This is a genomic window from Nocardioides sp., from assembly GCF_030019515.1.
GTDB lineage: Bacteria > Actinomycetota > Actinomycetes > Propionibacteriales > Nocardioidaceae > Nocardioides.
Genome location: NZ_JASEEQ010000002.1, coordinates 440,597 through 455,587, shown reverse-complemented (window position 1 = coordinate 455,587; position 14,991 = coordinate 440,597). Strand labels below are relative to the sequence as shown.

General features: G+C 73.2%; 18 protein-coding genes. 15 read left to right on the top strand and 3 right to left on the bottom strand.

Features of this window, described 5'->3' with window-relative positions; all coding sequences use genetic code 11:
• The first annotated feature begins 1 nt into the window (after position 1).
• A complete protein-coding gene (locus QMC84_RS04615) occupies positions 2–1,087 on the top strand; it encodes an amidohydrolase family protein (protein WP_300372249.1) in 1,086 nt (361 codons plus the stop codon).
• A 2-nt stretch (positions 1,088–1,089) separates the two neighbouring features.
• Here QMC84_RS04615 and QMC84_RS04610 read toward each other — a convergent pair whose 3' ends face one another.
• The 3 genes from QMC84_RS04610 to QMC84_RS04600 form a co-directional block, all read right to left on the bottom strand.
• Positions 1,090–1,995 (bottom strand): response regulator, encoded by a 906-nt coding sequence (locus QMC84_RS04610; protein WP_300372247.1) that lies wholly within the window; start codon positions 1,993–1,995, stop codon positions 1,090–1,092.
• A gap of 33 nt (positions 1,996–2,028) precedes the next feature.
• Positions 2,029–2,790: a VanW family protein gene (locus tag QMC84_RS04605; RefSeq protein WP_300372245.1), complete on the bottom strand. Its 762-nt coding sequence runs from the start codon at positions 2,788–2,790 to the stop codon at positions 2,029–2,031.
• A gap of 84 nt (positions 2,791–2,874) precedes the next feature.
• On the bottom strand, positions 2,875–3,450 hold the full coding sequence (locus tag QMC84_RS04600) for a hypothetical protein (protein ID WP_300372243.1): 576 nt from the start codon (positions 3,448–3,450) through the stop codon (positions 2,875–2,877).
• Positions 3,451–3,633: 183 nt separating this feature from the next.
• On the opposite strand from QMC84_RS04600, the gene rpsP reads away from it, so the two are divergent.
• The 14 genes from rpsP to dprA all read left to right on the top strand — a co-directional run bounded on the left by rpsP (position 3,634) and on the right by dprA (position 14,978).
• Complete coding sequence (rpsP, locus tag QMC84_RS04595; RefSeq protein WP_300372241.1) at positions 3,634–4,239, top strand: 30S ribosomal protein S16; 606 nt, start codon at positions 3,634–3,636, stop codon at positions 4,237–4,239.
• Positions 4,240–4,244: 5 nt separating this feature from the next.
• The gene (locus QMC84_RS04590; RefSeq protein ID WP_011756695.1) at positions 4,245–4,487 is read left to right on the top strand and encodes an RNA-binding protein; all 243 of its coding nucleotides are present in this window, start codon (positions 4,245–4,247) and stop codon (positions 4,485–4,487) included.
• A gap of 117 nt (positions 4,488–4,604) precedes the next feature.
• Positions 4,605–5,273 carry a GNAT family protein gene (locus QMC84_RS04585; protein WP_300372238.1) on the top strand — a complete coding sequence of 223 codons (669 nt, stop codon included), beginning with the start codon at positions 4,605–4,607 and terminating at the stop codon, positions 5,271–5,273.
• 4 nt (positions 5,274–5,277) lie between these two features.
• Entirely contained in the window at positions 5,278–5,835 is a 558-nt protein-coding gene (gene rimM, locus QMC84_RS04580; RefSeq protein WP_300372236.1) for a ribosome maturation factor RimM, read from the top strand.
• The gene (gene trmD / locus QMC84_RS04575; RefSeq protein WP_300372234.1) at positions 5,825–6,997 is read left to right on the top strand and encodes a tRNA (guanosine(37)-N1)-methyltransferase TrmD; all 1,173 of its coding nucleotides are present in this window, start codon (positions 5,825–5,827) and stop codon (positions 6,995–6,997) included. Before rimM ends, trmD begins: the two co-directional genes overlap by 11 nt.
• A gap of 189 nt (positions 6,998–7,186) precedes the next feature.
• Positions 7,187–7,537 (top strand): 50S ribosomal protein L19, encoded by a 351-nt coding sequence (rplS, locus tag QMC84_RS04570; protein WP_300372233.1) that lies wholly within the window; start codon positions 7,187–7,189, stop codon positions 7,535–7,537.
• A gap of 34 nt (positions 7,538–7,571) precedes the next feature.
• A complete protein-coding gene (gene lepB / locus QMC84_RS04565; RefSeq protein WP_300372231.1) occupies positions 7,572–8,375 on the top strand; it encodes a signal peptidase I in 804 nt (267 codons plus the stop codon).
• Between the two features lie 4 nt (positions 8,376–8,379).
• Positions 8,380–9,102: a ribonuclease HII gene (locus QMC84_RS04560; RefSeq protein WP_300372229.1), complete on the top strand. Its 723-nt coding sequence runs from the start codon at positions 8,380–8,382 to the stop codon at positions 9,100–9,102.
• Positions 9,099–9,407 carry a DUF2469 domain-containing protein gene (locus tag QMC84_RS04555; RefSeq protein WP_011756688.1) on the top strand — a complete coding sequence of 103 codons (309 nt, stop codon included), beginning with the start codon at positions 9,099–9,101 and terminating at the stop codon, positions 9,405–9,407. The genes QMC84_RS04560 and QMC84_RS04555 overlap by 4 nt, the downstream gene beginning before the upstream one ends.
• Before the next feature lie 113 nt (positions 9,408–9,520).
• Entirely contained in the window at positions 9,521–10,015 is a 495-nt protein-coding gene (locus tag QMC84_RS04550; protein WP_300372224.1) for a TadE/TadG family type IV pilus assembly protein, read from the top strand.
• Positions 10,012–11,733: a pilus assembly protein TadG-related protein gene (locus tag QMC84_RS04545; protein WP_300372222.1), complete on the top strand. Its 1,722-nt coding sequence runs from the start codon at positions 10,012–10,014 to the stop codon at positions 11,731–11,733. Before QMC84_RS04550 ends, QMC84_RS04545 begins: the two co-directional genes overlap by 4 nt.
• A gap of 148 nt (positions 11,734–11,881) precedes the next feature.
• Positions 11,882–12,256, top strand: coding sequence for a YraN family protein (locus tag QMC84_RS04540; RefSeq protein ID WP_300372220.1), 375 nt, complete (start codon positions 11,882–11,884; stop codon positions 12,254–12,256).
• Positions 12,256–13,842 (top strand): YifB family Mg chelatase-like AAA ATPase, encoded by a 1,587-nt coding sequence (locus QMC84_RS04535; RefSeq protein ID WP_300372218.1) that lies wholly within the window; start codon positions 12,256–12,258, stop codon positions 13,840–13,842. Before QMC84_RS04540 ends, QMC84_RS04535 begins: the two co-directional genes overlap by 1 nt.
• Positions 13,839–14,978: a DNA-processing protein DprA gene (gene dprA / locus QMC84_RS04530; protein WP_300372216.1), complete on the top strand. Its 1,140-nt coding sequence runs from the start codon at positions 13,839–13,841 to the stop codon at positions 14,976–14,978. The genes QMC84_RS04535 and dprA overlap by 4 nt, the downstream gene beginning before the upstream one ends.
• The last annotated feature ends 13 nt before the right edge of the window (positions 14,979–14,991 follow it).

Here is a 14,991-nt window from a genome sequence, read left to right as displayed (position 1 = left end):
CATGGCTGCGTCCACCCCTGCGCTGCGGTTCTCGGGACCCGTCCTGCCCGACGGCGGGGCTCGGACGTTCTACGTCCGCGACGGCCGGGTCACCTACGAGCCGACCGCCGGCTCCGAGAGCGCCGCCGAGGGCTGGATCGTGCCCGGCCTCGTCGATGCCCACTGCCACCTCGGGCTCGGCGAGGACGGGGCGGTCTCGGAGGCCGAGACCGAGGAGCAGGCGATCGCCGACCGGGACGCGGGGGCGCTGCTCATCCGCGACTGCGGCTCGGCCGCCGACACCGGGTGGATCCACGAGCGGGAGGACCTGCCGCGGCTGATCCGGGCCGGCAGGCACATCGCGCGCACCCGTCGCTACATCCGCAACTACGCCCACGAGGTCGAGCCGGAGGAGCTCGGCGCGGTGGTCGCGCGCGAGGCCCAGCGCGGTGACGGCTGGGTCAAGCTCGTGGGGGACTGGATCTCCCGTGAGGAGGGCGACCTGGCGCCCTCGTTCCCCCCGGCGGCATTCGCGCACGCGATCGCGGTCGCCCACGAGCACGGTGCCCGGGTCACCGCGCACTGCTTCGGGCACGAGGTCCTCGGCGGCCTGCTCGAGGCGGGCATCGACTGCATCGAGCACGGCACCGGCCTGCGCGAGGACCAGATCGAGACGATGGCGGCCCGCGGCGTGGCGCTGGTGCCGACCGTGATGCAGCTGGACGGGTTCCCGGAGTACGCCGCCGCCGGTCGGACCAGGTTCCCCGCGTACACCTCGACGATGACCGACCTCTACGTGCGTCGGCGCACGACGATCATGGCGGCCTACGAGGCGGGCGTGGCGCTGTACGCCGGGTCCGACCACGGCGGGATCAGCCGGCACGGCAACCTGGCGGGCGAGGTGATCGCGATGACCGCGCTCGGGCTACCGGCCGAGTACGCGCTCGGCGCCGCGTCCTGGCGGGCGCGGGACTGGCTGGGCTGGAACGCCGGGCTCGACGAGGGCGCGCCCGCGGACTTCGTCGTGTACGACGGCAACCCGCTGGAGGACCTGTCGCTGCTGCTCCGGCCCGCGCGCGTGGTGCTCCGCGGCCGGGTCGTGGCCTGAGGTCAGGCGTCCCTCGGCGGGCGGACCAGCTTGAGGGTGCCGTCGAAGATGAAGAACCAGCGCGGGACCGGGGCGTCGTCACCGATCTGCCGCAGCAGCCTCGGCAGCGTGTGGTTGAACCAGACCAGGTCCTCGTCGCGGCGCGTGCTCGGGGCCAGCTCGCTCTCGCCGCGGTAGCGCAGCGCGAGCTGGCGGGCGGTGAGGGTCAGCGTGCCGGCGTACAGCATCGTCTCGATGAGCTTGAAGTCCTCCGGGGACACGTCGACGATCCGGTCGTCGATGACCAGCAGCTCGCGCGACGGGTTGATCCGCAGGCCCGAGAACTCGATCCAGCTGCCGACGAACCGCATGCCCAGCTCGAGCATGCCGTAGCGGCCGTCCTTGCCCTCGCCCGCTCCGTGCACCTCGGTCTCGGCATAGCCGAGGGACTGGCCGGCGGCGACGTTGCGGAGGTACTCCGACCGCTCGACGTCCTCCTCGGCGGGCGCCCAGGCCACGGGGGCGGCGCCGGCGACCGCCTCGACCGGACGGCGTGCCACCGCGGCCAGTCGCGCCTGGAGCTCGCGCGGCCGGATCGGCTTCGGGACGTAGTCGTCGGCGCCCGCGTCGAAGCCCGCGAGCACGTCGTGCTCCTGGGAGCGGCTGCTGATGATGACGATGTAGGTGTCGGCTGCCTGGTGCCGGATCCGGCGGGTGACCTCGAGGCCGTTCATCCTCGGCATCGTGACGTCGATGGTCGCGAGGACCGGGCGGTGCTCGAGTGCCAGGGCGATGCCTTCAGGACCATTGGACGCGGTGATGACCGCGAAGCCGGCCTGGGTCAGCACGATCTCCAGGAGGTCCACGGTGTCTTGGTCGTCGTCGATGACGACGGCGACAGGTTTGGCGTTCACCGAGGCTTGAGACACGCGCCGAAGTATCACAGGATGCGAGGCGATCTGTCAGGTCTCCGCCAGGGGAGAGGCGTACCTCACCACCGCGCGGTTTCGGCGGACCAGCTCCTCGGCGAGGACCACCCCGGTACGCCGGTCGTGGACGGTCCGCCAGATCTCGTTGGTGCGCCGCACCAGCCCGTCCGCGCCCTGCTCGAACCGCTCCTCCCGCGCCTCGACCGAGTAGCGGACCGGCAGCACCCGGTCGGCGCGCAGCTCGCCGTGCAGGTGCCGGTCGCCCACCCAGGTCCGCAGCTGGAACGCGGTGGCGGTGTCGTTGCGGACCACCAGGTCGACGTAGTTGTAGACGATCGTGCACCCGACGCCCCAGGGCAGCACCCGCCCGTTGTCGGGGAACGGGTCGAAGCTGTGCTCGCTGCGCTCGACCACGGTGAGCGGCGAGTGCAGGAACATCCAGTGCAGCAGGTTCGCCAGCTGGCAGACGCCACCGCCGACGCCCGGGACCGCGGTGCCGTCCGAGAGCCGCAGGCCCTCGATGTAGCCCCTCCGGCGGCTGCAGCTGCCGACCACCTTGTTGAACGAGAACGTCTCGCCCGGCCGGATCACCAGCCGGTCGGTGCGCGCGGAGGCGAGCCGCAGGTTCACCACCTTGTTGTGCTGGAGCGCCAGGTCGACCCCCTCGAGCTGCCGGAGCAGCGGCGAGGCGTGCCGGTGGACGCGGACCGGCAGGTCGCCGACGGGTCGGTACGACGCCCACGCGGTCCCGCTGGTGAGCCACCGGACCCGGCGCCGGCCACGATGGGCGAGCACGGCGACCGGCTTCAGCCACGGGTGGCGCTGGGAGGGAGTCACACCGGTGGGACGCGCCCTGCGGCGGGTCGGTTGTCGGCGTCCTCAGCGAGCCGCGGCGGGGCGGATCGACCACAGGATCCCGGTCACCAGCAGCACCGCGACCCCGGCCAGGCCGATCATCAGCGGGACGAGGATCGTGGCCAGCAACCCGAGCACGAAGCTGGCGATCCGCGGCGCGGGGCCGATCTCGACCAGGGACCCCGTCCCCCATCCGTTCCGGCTGCAGGTGACCTCGACGTGCTCGGACGCCGGGTCGAAGCGCCAGGCGCCGACCCAGTCGCCGGCCGGACCCGCGCCGCGGCGGAACTCGCCGCCTGGCCCTCGCAACGGGACCGACTCGCCGCTCTCCTGGTCCGCCACCGTGCACGCCGGCACGGGGTCGCCGTCGAAGCTCCACAGCATCTGCTCGCCGTCGGAGGCCAGCTCGACCGCGTGCGGTGCGCCGTCGCGGGGCACCTCGACGTCGGTGTGCACGAACGCCGACAGCGTCCACACGAAGATGCCGACGGCGGCGCCCGCCGCCGCCACGAGCAGCCCGATCCCGAGCCCGAACCACCAGGCGCTGGGCCGCGGCTTCGCCGGCGGCGGTGGTCCGTAGGATGGCGACGGCCAGGTCATGGGAGGACTCTGCCCGATTTCCGCCCCGAGGACGCCGTCTGGCAGACTTGGCCGCTGAGTCCTGCGCGCCCGGACCCTCTCATCCGGTCGCTGCAGAGCCCATCGAAGGTCCCGGCCGGTGCTTTCCCCACCTGGTCACGGTGCCCTTCACCCACACACAACTTCCGAGGAGACACCACAGTCGTGGCCGTCAAGATCCGTTTGAAGCGCCTGGGCAAGGTCCGGGTGCCGCAGTACCGCATCGTCGTCGTCGACTCCCGCCGCAAGCGCGACGGCCGGGTGATCGAGGAGATCGGCAAGTACCACCCCAAGGAGGACCCGTCGTACATCGACGTCGTCTCCGACCGGGCGCAGTACTGGCTCGGTGTCGGCGCCCAGCCGACCGAGGCGGTCGCGAAGATCCTCAAGATCACCGGCGACCTGCAGAAGTTCAAGGGCACGTCGGGCCAGGAGGGCACCCTCAAGGTCGCCGAGCCCAAGCGCGACAAGCTGGAGATCTTCAACGAGGCCCTCAAGGAGGCCGCGAGCGAGCCCAAGGGCGACGCCGTGACCAAGAAGGCCGCGCCGAAGAAGAAGGCCGAGACCAAGGCGGAGGAGGCCAAGCCGGAGCAGGCCAAGCCCGAGGAGGCCAAGCCCGAGGAGGCCGCTGCTCCCGCCGAGGCACCGGCTGAGGCCGAGGCCCCCACCGAGGCCCCGGCCCCGGTGCCCGCCGACGAGACCCCCGAGGTCGCGGCCGAGACGGCCGAGGCCGCCGAGGGCACCGGCGACCCGGGCAAGGCGGAGTCCTGAGCGGCATGCTCGCCGAGGCGCTCGAGCACCTGGTGCGCGGCGTCGTCGACCACCCCGACGACGTCAGCGTGCGGGACAAGCAGCTGCGCCGCGGCTCCATCCTCGAGGTCCGGGTGCACCCCGACGACCTCGGGAAGGTGATCGGCCGCAGTGGCCGCACCGCCACGGCCTTCCGCACGGTGATCTCCGCGCTGGCCGGTCGCGGCGGTGCCCGCATCGACTTCGTCGACGTGGACCGTCGTCGGTAGCGACACCCTGAACGAAGCGCGCGCGGGCGCCGTCCCCACCGGGGGCGGCGCCCGCTCCGCGTCCCGGGCCGCGCGATCCCGGTTGCGCCCGGTCCGCAGGGTCGGTTGGGTCGGGGCATGACCCTCACGCTCGCCGACCTGCACCCGGTGCTCGGCCTCCGCATCACCGCCGGGCCGCTGGAGCTGCGCGGGATCGCCGACGAGGACCTGCTCGGCCTGTGCGAGCTGGCCCAGGGCGGCGTCCACCCGCCGACGCAGATGCCGTTCTACGTGCCGTGGACCGACGCCCCGCCCGGCGTCCTCGCCCGCGGCACGGCCAGCTACCACTGGCGCAACCGGGCCGACTACTCGGTCTCGTCCTGGGCCCTCGAGCTCGGCGTGCGGTACGACGGGGTCCTCGTCGGCTGCCAGGGCTTCCGAACCAGGGACTTCCTCGTCACGCGCACCGGCGAGACCGGGTCCTGGCTCGGCCGCGAGCACCAGGGCCGGGGGATCGGCACCCGGATGCGCCAGGCGGTCTGCACGTTCGTGTTCGACCACCTCGGCGCCACCGAGGTGACCTCGGGCGCGTTCCTCGACAACCCGGCCTCCCTCGCCGTCTCCCGCAAGCTCGGCTACCGCGAGAACGGTCGCCGGCGGCTCGAGCGGCGACCCGGCGAGCTCGCGGTCAACCAGCAGCTGGTGCTCTCGCCCGCCGACCTGGTCCGCGGCGCCCCGCTCGAGGTCGAGGGACTGCCCGCGTTCCGACGCCTGGTCGGGTTGGACGGGGCGTACCCCCTACCCTGACCGCGTGGAGACCATCGAGGTCCTGGTGGGACGGATCGGCAAGCCGCACGGCCTCCGGGGCGAGCTGACGATCGACGTGCGCACCGACGAGCCCGAGCGGCGGTTCGCGCCGGGCGCCGCCCTGCGCGCCGAGCCGCCCACGGGATCCGCGTCCCGGCTGCGCGTCGTCACCGTCGGGTCCGCCCGCTGGCACCAGTCGACGCTGCTGGTCGCGTTCGAGGAGATCGGCGACCGTACCGCCGCCGAGGCGGCGCGGGGCATCCTCCTGCACGCCACGGTGCCCGCGGACGCCTCCCCGGAGGACCCCGACGAGTTCTACGACCACCAGCTGGTCGGCCTCACGGCGTACGACGTCTCCGGCGCCGCGCTCGGCGAGGTCACCGGGCTGGTCCACGGTGCCCAGGACCTGCTCACGGTGCGCACCCCCGACGGTCGGGACGCGCTCGTGCCGTTCGTCAAGGCGCTCGTCCCCGAGGTCGACCTCGCCGGCCGGCGGGTCGTCATCGCCGACCGCCCCGGCCTGGTCGCGCCGCTGCCCGAGGACAGCGACGGTGACGACTGATGCGGGTCGACTGATGCGGATCGACATCGTCTCGATCTTCCCGGAGTACCTCGCGCCCCTGGAGCTCTCGCTGGCCGGCAAGGCGCGGGAGCGGGGGCTGATCGACATCCGGGTCCACGACCTGCGCACGTGGGCGCACGACCGGCACCGCACCGTCGACGACACCCCCTACGGCGGCGGCGCCGGCATGGTGATGAAGCCCGAGCCGTGGGGCGAGGCGCTCGACGCGCTCGACGTGGACGGCGCGACGGTGGTGGTCACGACCCCGTCGGGTCAGCCGTTCACCCAGGCGGTCGCGCGCGAGCTCGCGACCCGGGAGCGGGTGGTCTTCGCCTGCGGTCGCTACGAGGGGATCGACCAGCGGGTGCTGGACGAGCTCGCCGAGCGCGCCGAGCTGCGTGAGATCTCGCTGGGCGACTACGTGCTCAACGGGGGAGAGGTGGCCGCGCTGGCGATCACCGAGGCCGTCGTCCGGCTGGTGCCGGGGTTCATGGGCAACGCCGACTCGCTGGTGGAGGAGTCCCACGAGGGGGGCCTGCTGGAGTACCCGGTCTACACGAAGCCCGCGTCGTGGCGCGGACGCGCCGTACCGCCGGTGCTGCTGTCGGGCGACCACGCCGCGATCGCGGCCTGGCGGCACGAGCAGTCGGTACGCCGGACCGCCGAGCGCCGTCCCGACCTCCTGCACGCCTCGGTGCTGCTGGAGGACGTCGAGGTGCGGGTGGCCGAGCCGGCCGACGCGGGGGAGCTCTACGTGCTCCAGCTGGCCTGCTGGGTGCAGGAGCTGCACGCCAACCCGGGCGTGCGGATCCCGGCGCTGCACGAGTCGCTCGACGACCTGCGGGCCTGGCTGGCCCGCGACGCCGTGCTGGTGGCGCGGGCGGGCGGACGGCTGGTCGGCGCGGTGCGGGCGTCGCTGGACGAGCAGACCTGGGAGGTGGGCCGGCTGATGGTCGCGCCCGACGTCGCCGGCCGCGGGCTCGGCCGCACGCTGCTGTCCCGCATCGAGGGGCTGGCGCCGCCCGAGGCCACGACGTACGCGCTGTTCACCGGCGCCGGCAGCGCCCGCAACCAGCGGATGTACAAGAAGGCGGGCTACCGCCTCCACGGCGAGGTCGAGCCCGGTGTGGTCCGGATGACCAAGCGGATTTCCCGGCACTGACGCCGCTGTGGCAGACTGACTCCTCGGCCCAGTCGGCCAAACAAGGACCGCCCGGAGGACTCGTCCACCCGGGGGTCCGCACCGGTTCCTGCCACAGGGGGAACATGGCGCCGCCGGCCAGCACTGGCTGGGTCCACAAGAGAACGCTTCCAATACCGCGGCTGACCTGTGGCACTCGTGAGGAGAGACATGAGCAACGTCATCGTCGAGCTCGGCAACGCCGCCAAGCGCACCGACCTCCCCGACTTCCGTGCCGGCGACACCGTCAAGGTGCACGTGAAGGTCGTCGAGGGCACCCGGTCCCGCGTCCAGGTCTTCCAGGGCGTCGTCATCCGCGTCCAGGGCTCCGGCGTCGGCCGCAGCTTCACCGTCCGCAAGGTCTCCTTCGGCGTCGGCGTCGAGCGGACCTTCCCGCTGCACTCCCCGATCTTCGAGCAGATCGAGATCGTGACCCGCGGTGACGTCCGCCGCGCGAAGCTGTACTACCTGCGCAACCTTCGCGGCAAGAAGGCGAAGATCAAGGAGCGCCGCGAGGGCTGAGGGATTTCTCAGGCAGCCTGACTACGCTCACCGCGTGACCACCGAAGACCGCGACTTCCAGTCCGTCGCCGAACCCGACGAGACAGGAGCGCGGTCTTCGCACGCTCCGGCGCCCGCGTCGAAGCCCGCGAAGAAGAAGCACCTGCCGGTCTGGCAGGAGACGATCCTGCTGCTCGGCATCGCCGTTGTGCTCGCGATCGTCATCAAGGCGCTGTTCGTCCAGGCGTTCTACATCCCGTCGCAGTCGATGGAGCCGGGACTGGTGAAGAACGACCGGATCCTGGTGCAGAAGGTGTCCTACTGGCTCGGCGGCACCCCCGAGCGCGGCGACGTCGTGGTGTTCGAGGACCCGGGCGACTGGCTGACCGCCGAGGAGTCCGCAGGACCCACCAACGGGGTGGCGAAGCTGCTGTCCAAGGTCGGGCTCTACCCCTCCGGCGGGCACCTCGTGAAGCGGGTCGTCGGCGTCGCCGGCGACACCGTCTCCTGCTGCGACGCGCGGGGCCGGATCGAGGTCAACGGCCAGCCGCTGGACGAGAAGGAGTACGCCCGGCTCGACGGGGCGGACTGCTACGGCCCGATGGTCGACGGCTGCGGCAAGGACTGGGAGATCGGCCCGATCCCGGACGGCCACATCTTCGTGATGGGCGACAACCGCAACAACTCCGCCGACTCCTCGTTCCACATGTGCAAACCGAACGAGACCGACTGCACGAAGAACCCGTACGTCGATGTCGGGGGCGTGGTCGGGAAGGTGTTCGTGCTGCTGTGGCCCAGCGACCACTTCAAGTTCCTGCACCGTCCCGGCACCTTCGCGGACGTGCCCGACCCCTCCTAGCGCCATGAGCGACCTGCCGCGTGGATCCACGATCCGGAAGGACGCCGGCCTCTACGGCTACGAGCGCGCACTGCGCCGGCACGGCATCGAGCCGATCGCCGGCGTCGATGAGGCTGGCCGCGGCGCCTGCGCGGGACCGCTGGTCGCGGGTGCCGCGATCCTGCCGCCCGGCAAGGCCGGGATCGTCCCGGGCCTCGCGGACTCCAAGCTGCTCACCGAGCGGGCCCGGGAGCGCTGCTACGAGCAGATCGTGCGGCGCGCCGTCTCCTGGTCGGTGGTCGTGGTCTCGCACGAGGAGTGCGACCGGCTCGGCATGCACGTGGCCAACGTCGAGGCGCTGCGCCGGGCGGTGGCGCTGCTCGACCTGCCGCCGTCGTACGTCCTGACCGACGGGTTCCCCGTCGACGGGCTCGGGGTGCCCGGCCTGGCCGTGTGGAAGGGCGATCGGGTCGCCGCCTGCATCGCGGCCGCCTCGGTGCTCGCCAAGGTCACCCGCGACCGGATCATGACCGAGCTGGACGAGCGCTGGCCGGCGTACGACTTCAAGACCCACAAGGGATACATCACCGACGTCCACGCCGCCGCGCTCACCGCGCACGGGCCGTCGCCGATCCACCGGATGCGCTTCGTCAACGTCCGGCGGGCCGCGGGGCTGGAGCCGCTGGATCCCGTGCAGAATGGTGAGCAAGCGGTCGAGCTGGTCGAGGTCACGGAGGGAACGAGATGAGCGCCGAGGATCTCGAGAAGTACGAGACCGAGATGGAGCTGACGCTCTACCGCGAGTACCGCGACGTGGTCGGCATCTTCAAGTACGTCGTCGAGACCGACCGCCGCTTCTACCTCTGCAACCAGGTCGACGTGAAGGCCCGCACCGAGGCCGGGGACGTGTTCTTCGAGGTGTCGATGAGCGACGCGTGGGTCTGGGACATGTACCGCCCGGCGCGCTTCGCGAAGAACGTCAAGGTGCTCACGTTCAAGGACGTCAACGTCGAGGAGCTCAGCCCCTCCGAGATCGACCCGCCGAAGGCCTGACCGGCTCCGACCGGACCAGACCAGTCGGGCCGAATCGGCCGCCGGCGTGGTCTGCGCCACATAGCCTGTGGGTCGGCGGCCGTGGGGACCGCCGTCTGACACCGAGGTGAGCGATGGCCGGTGGGGTGGCACGCCGACGGCGGGGCCGGGAGCGCGACCGCGGCGCCGCCGCGGTCGAGTTCGCCCTGGTCGCCCCGATCCTGCTGCTGCTCGTGTTCGGGATCATCAGCTACGGCTACATGCTCAGCTTCCGCCAGGCCCTGAGCCAGGGCGCCGCCGAGGGAGCGCGGGCCGCGGCGGTCTCGCCGCTGCCCGCGGCTGCCGACAAGCAGCAGGCCGCCCTCGACGCCGTCAACGATGCGCTCGACTCCTATGGCGTCACGTGCCAGGGCACGGCCGTGGGCTCGAACCTGCTGAAGGGCACCACCGACGTCGGCTCCTGCTCGGTCGCCACGGCGGCGTGCGCCAACGACGGCACCAAGGAATGCGTGACGGCGTCCCTGGACTACGAGTACGCCGACCACCCGCTGCTGCCCAGCGTTCCCGGCCTCGGCGCCGTGCTGCCCGACCACCTGCGCTACGACGCGGTGGCCCAGGTCAGCGAATGAGGCGCCGGCGCGACGAGCGGGGGGCGGTCGTCCCGTTCGTCGCGGTCACGCTCACCCTCCTGATCGCGATGGCGGCCTTCGCCGTCGACCTGGGGATGCAGCGTGTCGTGCGCCGGGACATGCAGGCTCTCGCCGACGTCGTCGCCCTCGACCTGTCCCGCCTGGTGAACGGCCGCACCGCCGCCCAGATCGAGGCCGGCTACAACGGCTTCCCCACGATCGCGACCGAGCTGGCGCGCAGCGTCGCGCGCAACGGGGACACCCTCGGCGACCCGCCGGTCGTCACCTACAAGCTGGTCCACCTCGACGCCGCCACCGGCCTCCTCGAGACGGCGGCCGGCACGATCAAGGCCTACAGCGGGGCCGAGACGCCCGACGCCGTGTGGGTCCAGGCCGAGGGCTCGGTCGACTTCGCGTTCGCCACCGGCTCCGGCGGCGCCGTGCGGGCCGCGGTCGCCCAGCCGAGCCCGTCGGCCTGCTTCCGGCTCGGCTCGTACGCCGCCGGGGTGAGCACCGAGGACGCGACCCTGCTCAACACGCTGCTCACGGGGCTGCTCGGGACCTCGGTCGACCTCAGCCTGGCGTCGTACCAGGCACTCGCCGCCGCCGGGGTAGGCGTCCTGGACCTGGTCGGCGTCGACTCGCTGGCCGTCGGGACCTTCGACGAGCTGATGGCGCTGGACGGGCTGACGGTGGCGAACCTGCTCACCGCGACCGCGACCGCCCTGCAGAACCACGGGGGCGACGCGGTCGCCGTCTCGGCGCTGCAGGCGGTCGCCGTCAACGCCGTCGGGCCGACGACGATCGGGTTCGCCGACCTGCTGAGCATCGCGACCGGCGACTCCGCCGCCCTGGGCGCGTCGCTCAACGTGCTCGACCTCCTCACGGCCGCCGCGTTCGCCGCCAACGGCAGCCACGTGCTGACCATGCCGGGACTCGGGCTGCTGCTGCCCAGCCTCGGGACGGTCTCGAGCAGCACGCTGACCGTCGGCAACCAGCCCACCCTCGCGTGCGGAGCCGAGGGGGTGGCCGAGGCCCAGAGCGCGCAGGCCTCGGCGGCGGTGAGCGGGACCCTCGCGGACATCCCGGTCGAGCTGCTGCTCGCCCAGTTCACCGCCAGGACCACCGTGACCTCCAGCCTGGTCCTCGCCGGCGCCGACGGCCTGCTGACCGACGTCGTCTGCGGCGACGCGACCGCGGTCACGAACGCCGAGGGCATCGACGTCCAGGTCAGCTCCGCGCTCGCCTCGAGCGTCTCGCTGACCGCCAGCGTGCGGGTCACCGCGACCGTGGACGTCGGTCTGGCGACGGTGAAGGTGGACGTGACCACCCCGACGACCACGTCCCGCGGTCCGAGCGCGGTCCCGGCGACCACGGTCCCGTTCCGGCACCCGCCCGACGACTACGACACCGCCAAGTCGTTCGCGTCCGGCGTGGTCCTCGCGAGCCTGGCGACTCCGACCGCGGACCCGGACGCCGACGTCGAGGTCACGCTCGCGGGCGTCACCACGACCGCGAAGCTCTCGGCCTACCCGACGGTCCAGGCCGCGGTGAACTCGGTGCTCGCGACGGCGACGGTCGCCGCCAACGTGACGGTCGGACAGTTCAACACCGCGCTCGCCGGCCCGCTGGCGAAGCTCGCCGGCGCCCGCATCGCCGGCGCCGACCTGTTCGCCGTGCCGCGCCCGTCCTGTGGGGACGTCGCCCTGCGCGGCTGACCGCCTGCTGCCTGGGGGCCTGAGCGACGCCGGTCGGGCCGCCCGGCGTCCACAGCGCGCCTCCGGCCACGGTGGTCCACAGGGCCGGTGCTCGCGTCGCCGTGCCGTCCGTGCGGCCGGGGAGGCTCCTGCGCAGGAGGTCGAGAACATGACGAGTTCGGCTGCAGCCGCGATCAAGCAGGCTCTGGGCGCGTACGGCGAGACCCTCGCCGCGCGGCACCTGGTCGGGCAGGGCATGGTCCTGCTCGACCGCAACTGGCGGTGCGAAGCGGGCGAGATCGACCTGGTCCTGCGCGACGGCGACGTCCTGGTCGTCTGCGAGGTGAAGACCCGCAGCAGCCTGCGCTACGGCACCCCGCACGAGGCGGTCACCGACATCAAGGTCGCCCGGCTGCGCCGGCTGGCCACGCGCTGGGTCCAGGACCGCGGCGTCGCGGTGCGGGACATCCGGATCGACCTGGTCGGCATCGTCCGGCCACGGCGCGGGTCATCGATCGTCGACCACGTCCGGGGGATCGGCTGATGCCCTTCGCGACCGCCCACACCGTCTCCCTGCACGGCGCCGTCGGCCATCTCGTCGACGTCCAGTCCGACGTCTCCCCGGGCCAGGTCGGCGTGACGATGGTGGGCCGGGCGGACACGATGATCAACGAGTCCCGCGACCGGTGCCGGATGGCGATCATCAACAGCGACCTGGACTGGCCCGCCACCCGACGGATCACGATCCTGCTCTCGCCGGCCGACCTGGCCAAGAGCGGGACCCACTTCGACCTGGCCATCGCGATCTCCGTCCTCGCGGCCGCCGGCAGCGTGCCGGCGCCGTCGCTGGCCGGCACGGCGTTCATCGGGGAGCTCACCCTGGACGGCAACCTGCGCTCCGCGGCGGGGGTGCTGCCGATGGCCCTGGCGGCCGCCGCGCGCGGCATCCGGGCCGTGTTCGTGCCCGAGCCGCAGGTCGCCGAGGCCGCCATGGTGCCCGACCTGAGCGTGATCGGCGTGCGCTCGCTGGGCCAGGTGGTCGCGGTGCTGCGCGACGAGGAGGTGCCCGACGCACCGCCGGTGGCCCCGATGTCCGGCGCCCAGCTGCTCGCCTGGCGCGGCCAGGAGCGGCTCGACGAGCTCGACCTGGCCGACCTGATCGGCGTCGACGACGCCCGCTACGCGGTCGAGGTGGCGGCCGCCGGCGGGCACCACCTGCTGATGTCCGGCCCGAAGGGGTGCGGCAAGACCAGCCTCGCCGAGCGGATCCCCGGCATCCTGCCCGACCTGACCCATGCCGAGTCGGTCGAGCTGAGCGCCATCCACTCGCTGGCCGGCATCCTCGACCCGGCCCTCGGCTTCCCGACCAGGCCGCCGTTCTCGGCGCCGCACCACGACGCCAGCAAGGCCAGCCTGATCGGCGGCGGGCTCGGCGTGGTCCGCCCCGGCGAGGTCAGCAAGGCCCACTCCGGGGTGCTGTTCCTGGACGAGTTCCCGCTCTTCCACTCCGACGTGATCGAGGCGCTCCGCCAGCCGCTCGAGAACGGCGACGTCACAGTCGCGCGGCGCGACGAGTCGGTGACGCTGCCGGCGCGCGGCATGGTCGTCCTCGCGGCCAACCCGTGCCCCTGCGGTGACTTCAGCGGGGACGTCCGGATCAACCGCTGCACCTGCCGGGAGGTGCAGCGCCGCACCTACCGCAGCAAGGTCACCGGGCCGGTGACGGACCGGGTCGACATCGTCCGGCACCTGCCGCCGTTGCGGAGGCGCGACGCCCTCGCCGATGTCGTGCCTCCGGAGTCGACCGCCCAGGTGCGCCGGCGGGTGGAGGCGGCCCGCGCCCGCCAGGCCGAGCGGTACGCCGAGGAGAGCTGGCGCCTCAACGGCCACGCACCGGGCCCCGTGCTGCGGGACCGCTGGCCGCTGACCAAGGGCGGCCAGCGGCTGGTCGACGACCAGCTCTACAGCGGTCGGCTGAGCCGCCGCGGCGCCACCCGGGTGCATCGGCTCGCGTGGACGGTCGCCGACCTGCGGCACCTCGATCGGCCGGGGCTCGACGAGGTCGACACCGCGCTGCGCCTGCGCACCGGCGATCCCCTGCTGCTCTCGATGCTGGAGCGGGTCGGATGACCGGGCCCGACGACGACCGGCTGCACCGGGTGGCGTTGTCGGCGCTCGGCGAGCCCGGGGACCCGCGGCTGCTCGACTCCGTCACCCGGCTCGGGGCGGCCGTGGTCCACGAGCTGCTGCTCAGCGGGCACACGATCGAGGAGCTCCAGACCGACCCCGACGCGCGACGGTCCGCAGCGGACCCGGAGCAGACCCTGGCCCGGGCCGCGGACCGGGGGCTGCGCTTCGTGGTCCCGGGCGACCCCGAGTGGCCGGTCCAGCTCGACGACCTGGCCACGGCGGCCCCGCTGCAGAGGCGCGGCGGCGTCCCCATCGGCCTGTGGGTGCGCGGTCCCGCCCGGCTCGACCAGCTCGTGGGCTCGGTCGCGGTCGTGGGCTCCCGGTCCGCAACGACCTACGGCGCCGACGTGGCCGCCGACCTCGCGTCGGCGATCGCCGCAACGGGCCGCCCGATCGTCTCCGGCGCGGCCTTCGGTATCGACCAGGCCGGACACCGCGGGGCCCTCGCCGGCGGCGGCTCGACGGTGGCGGTGCTCGCGTGCGGCGCCGACCGGTTCTACCCGACCGCGCACCGCGAGCTGATCGAGTACATCGCGGCCCACGGTGCGGTCGTGTCCGAGGCGCTGCCGGGGTGGTCGCCGACCCAGCTCCGCTTCCTGGCGCGCAACCGGGTCATCGCCGCCCTGACCGTGGGCACCGTCGTCGTGGAGGCCGCCGCCCGCAGCGGTGCGCTCAACACGGCCAACTGGGCGACGCGGCTCAACCGGCACGTGCTCGGCGTGCCCGGACCCGTGACCAGCGCGCCGTCGGAGGGTGTGCACCACCTGATCCGCTCCCAGGCCGCCGTCCTGGTCACCTCGGGCGCCGACGTGCTCGAGGTCGTCGGCGCCGCGGGCGAGCACCTCGTCGCCGAGCCACGCGGCCCGGTCCGTTCCCGGGACCAGCTCACCACCCGCCAGCGGCAGGTGCTCGACGCGGTCCCGGTGGTCCAGGCCGCGCCCGAGGCCTCGATCGCCCGCACAGCCGGCCTGGGCCTCGCCGAGGCCCGCACGGTGCTGGCCGCGCTCGCCGAGCGGCACCTGGCCGAGCGTGCCCCCGGTGGTGGTTGGCGGCTCGCCGCGCTGGCTCGCGAGTAGTCCTGACCGGAGT

Coding starts and splice junctions, on each gene's coding strand:
- QMC84_RS04615 (WP_300372249.1), top strand. CDS start 2: ATGGCTGCGTCCACCCCTGCGCTGCGGTTCTCGGGACCCGTCCTGCCC.
- QMC84_RS04600 (WP_300372243.1), bottom strand. CDS start 3,450: ATGACCTGGCCGTCGCCATCCTACGGACCACCGCCGCCGGCGAAGCCG.
- QMC84_RS04590 (WP_011756695.1), top strand. CDS start 4,245: ATGCTCGCCGAGGCGCTCGAGCACCTGGTGCGCGGCGTCGTCGACCAC.
- QMC84_RS04585 (WP_300372238.1), top strand. CDS start 4,605: ATGACCCTCACGCTCGCCGACCTGCACCCGGTGCTCGGCCTCCGCATC.
- rplS (WP_300372233.1), top strand. CDS start 7,187: ATGAGCAACGTCATCGTCGAGCTCGGCAACGCCGCCAAGCGCACCGAC.
- QMC84_RS04560 (WP_300372229.1), top strand. CDS start 8,380: ATGAGCGACCTGCCGCGTGGATCCACGATCCGGAAGGACGCCGGCCTC.
- QMC84_RS04555 (WP_011756688.1), top strand. CDS start 9,099: ATGAGCGCCGAGGATCTCGAGAAGTACGAGACCGAGATGGAGCTGACG.
- QMC84_RS04550 (WP_300372224.1), top strand. CDS start 9,521: ATGGCCGGTGGGGTGGCACGCCGACGGCGGGGCCGGGAGCGCGACCGC.
- QMC84_RS04545 (WP_300372222.1), top strand. CDS start 10,012: ATGAGGCGCCGGCGCGACGAGCGGGGGGCGGTCGTCCCGTTCGTCGCG.
- QMC84_RS04540 (WP_300372220.1), top strand. CDS start 11,882: ATGACGAGTTCGGCTGCAGCCGCGATCAAGCAGGCTCTGGGCGCGTAC.
- QMC84_RS04535 (WP_300372218.1), top strand. CDS start 12,256: ATGCCCTTCGCGACCGCCCACACCGTCTCCCTGCACGGCGCCGTCGGC.
- dprA (WP_300372216.1), top strand. CDS start 13,839: ATGACCGGGCCCGACGACGACCGGCTGCACCGGGTGGCGTTGTCGGCG.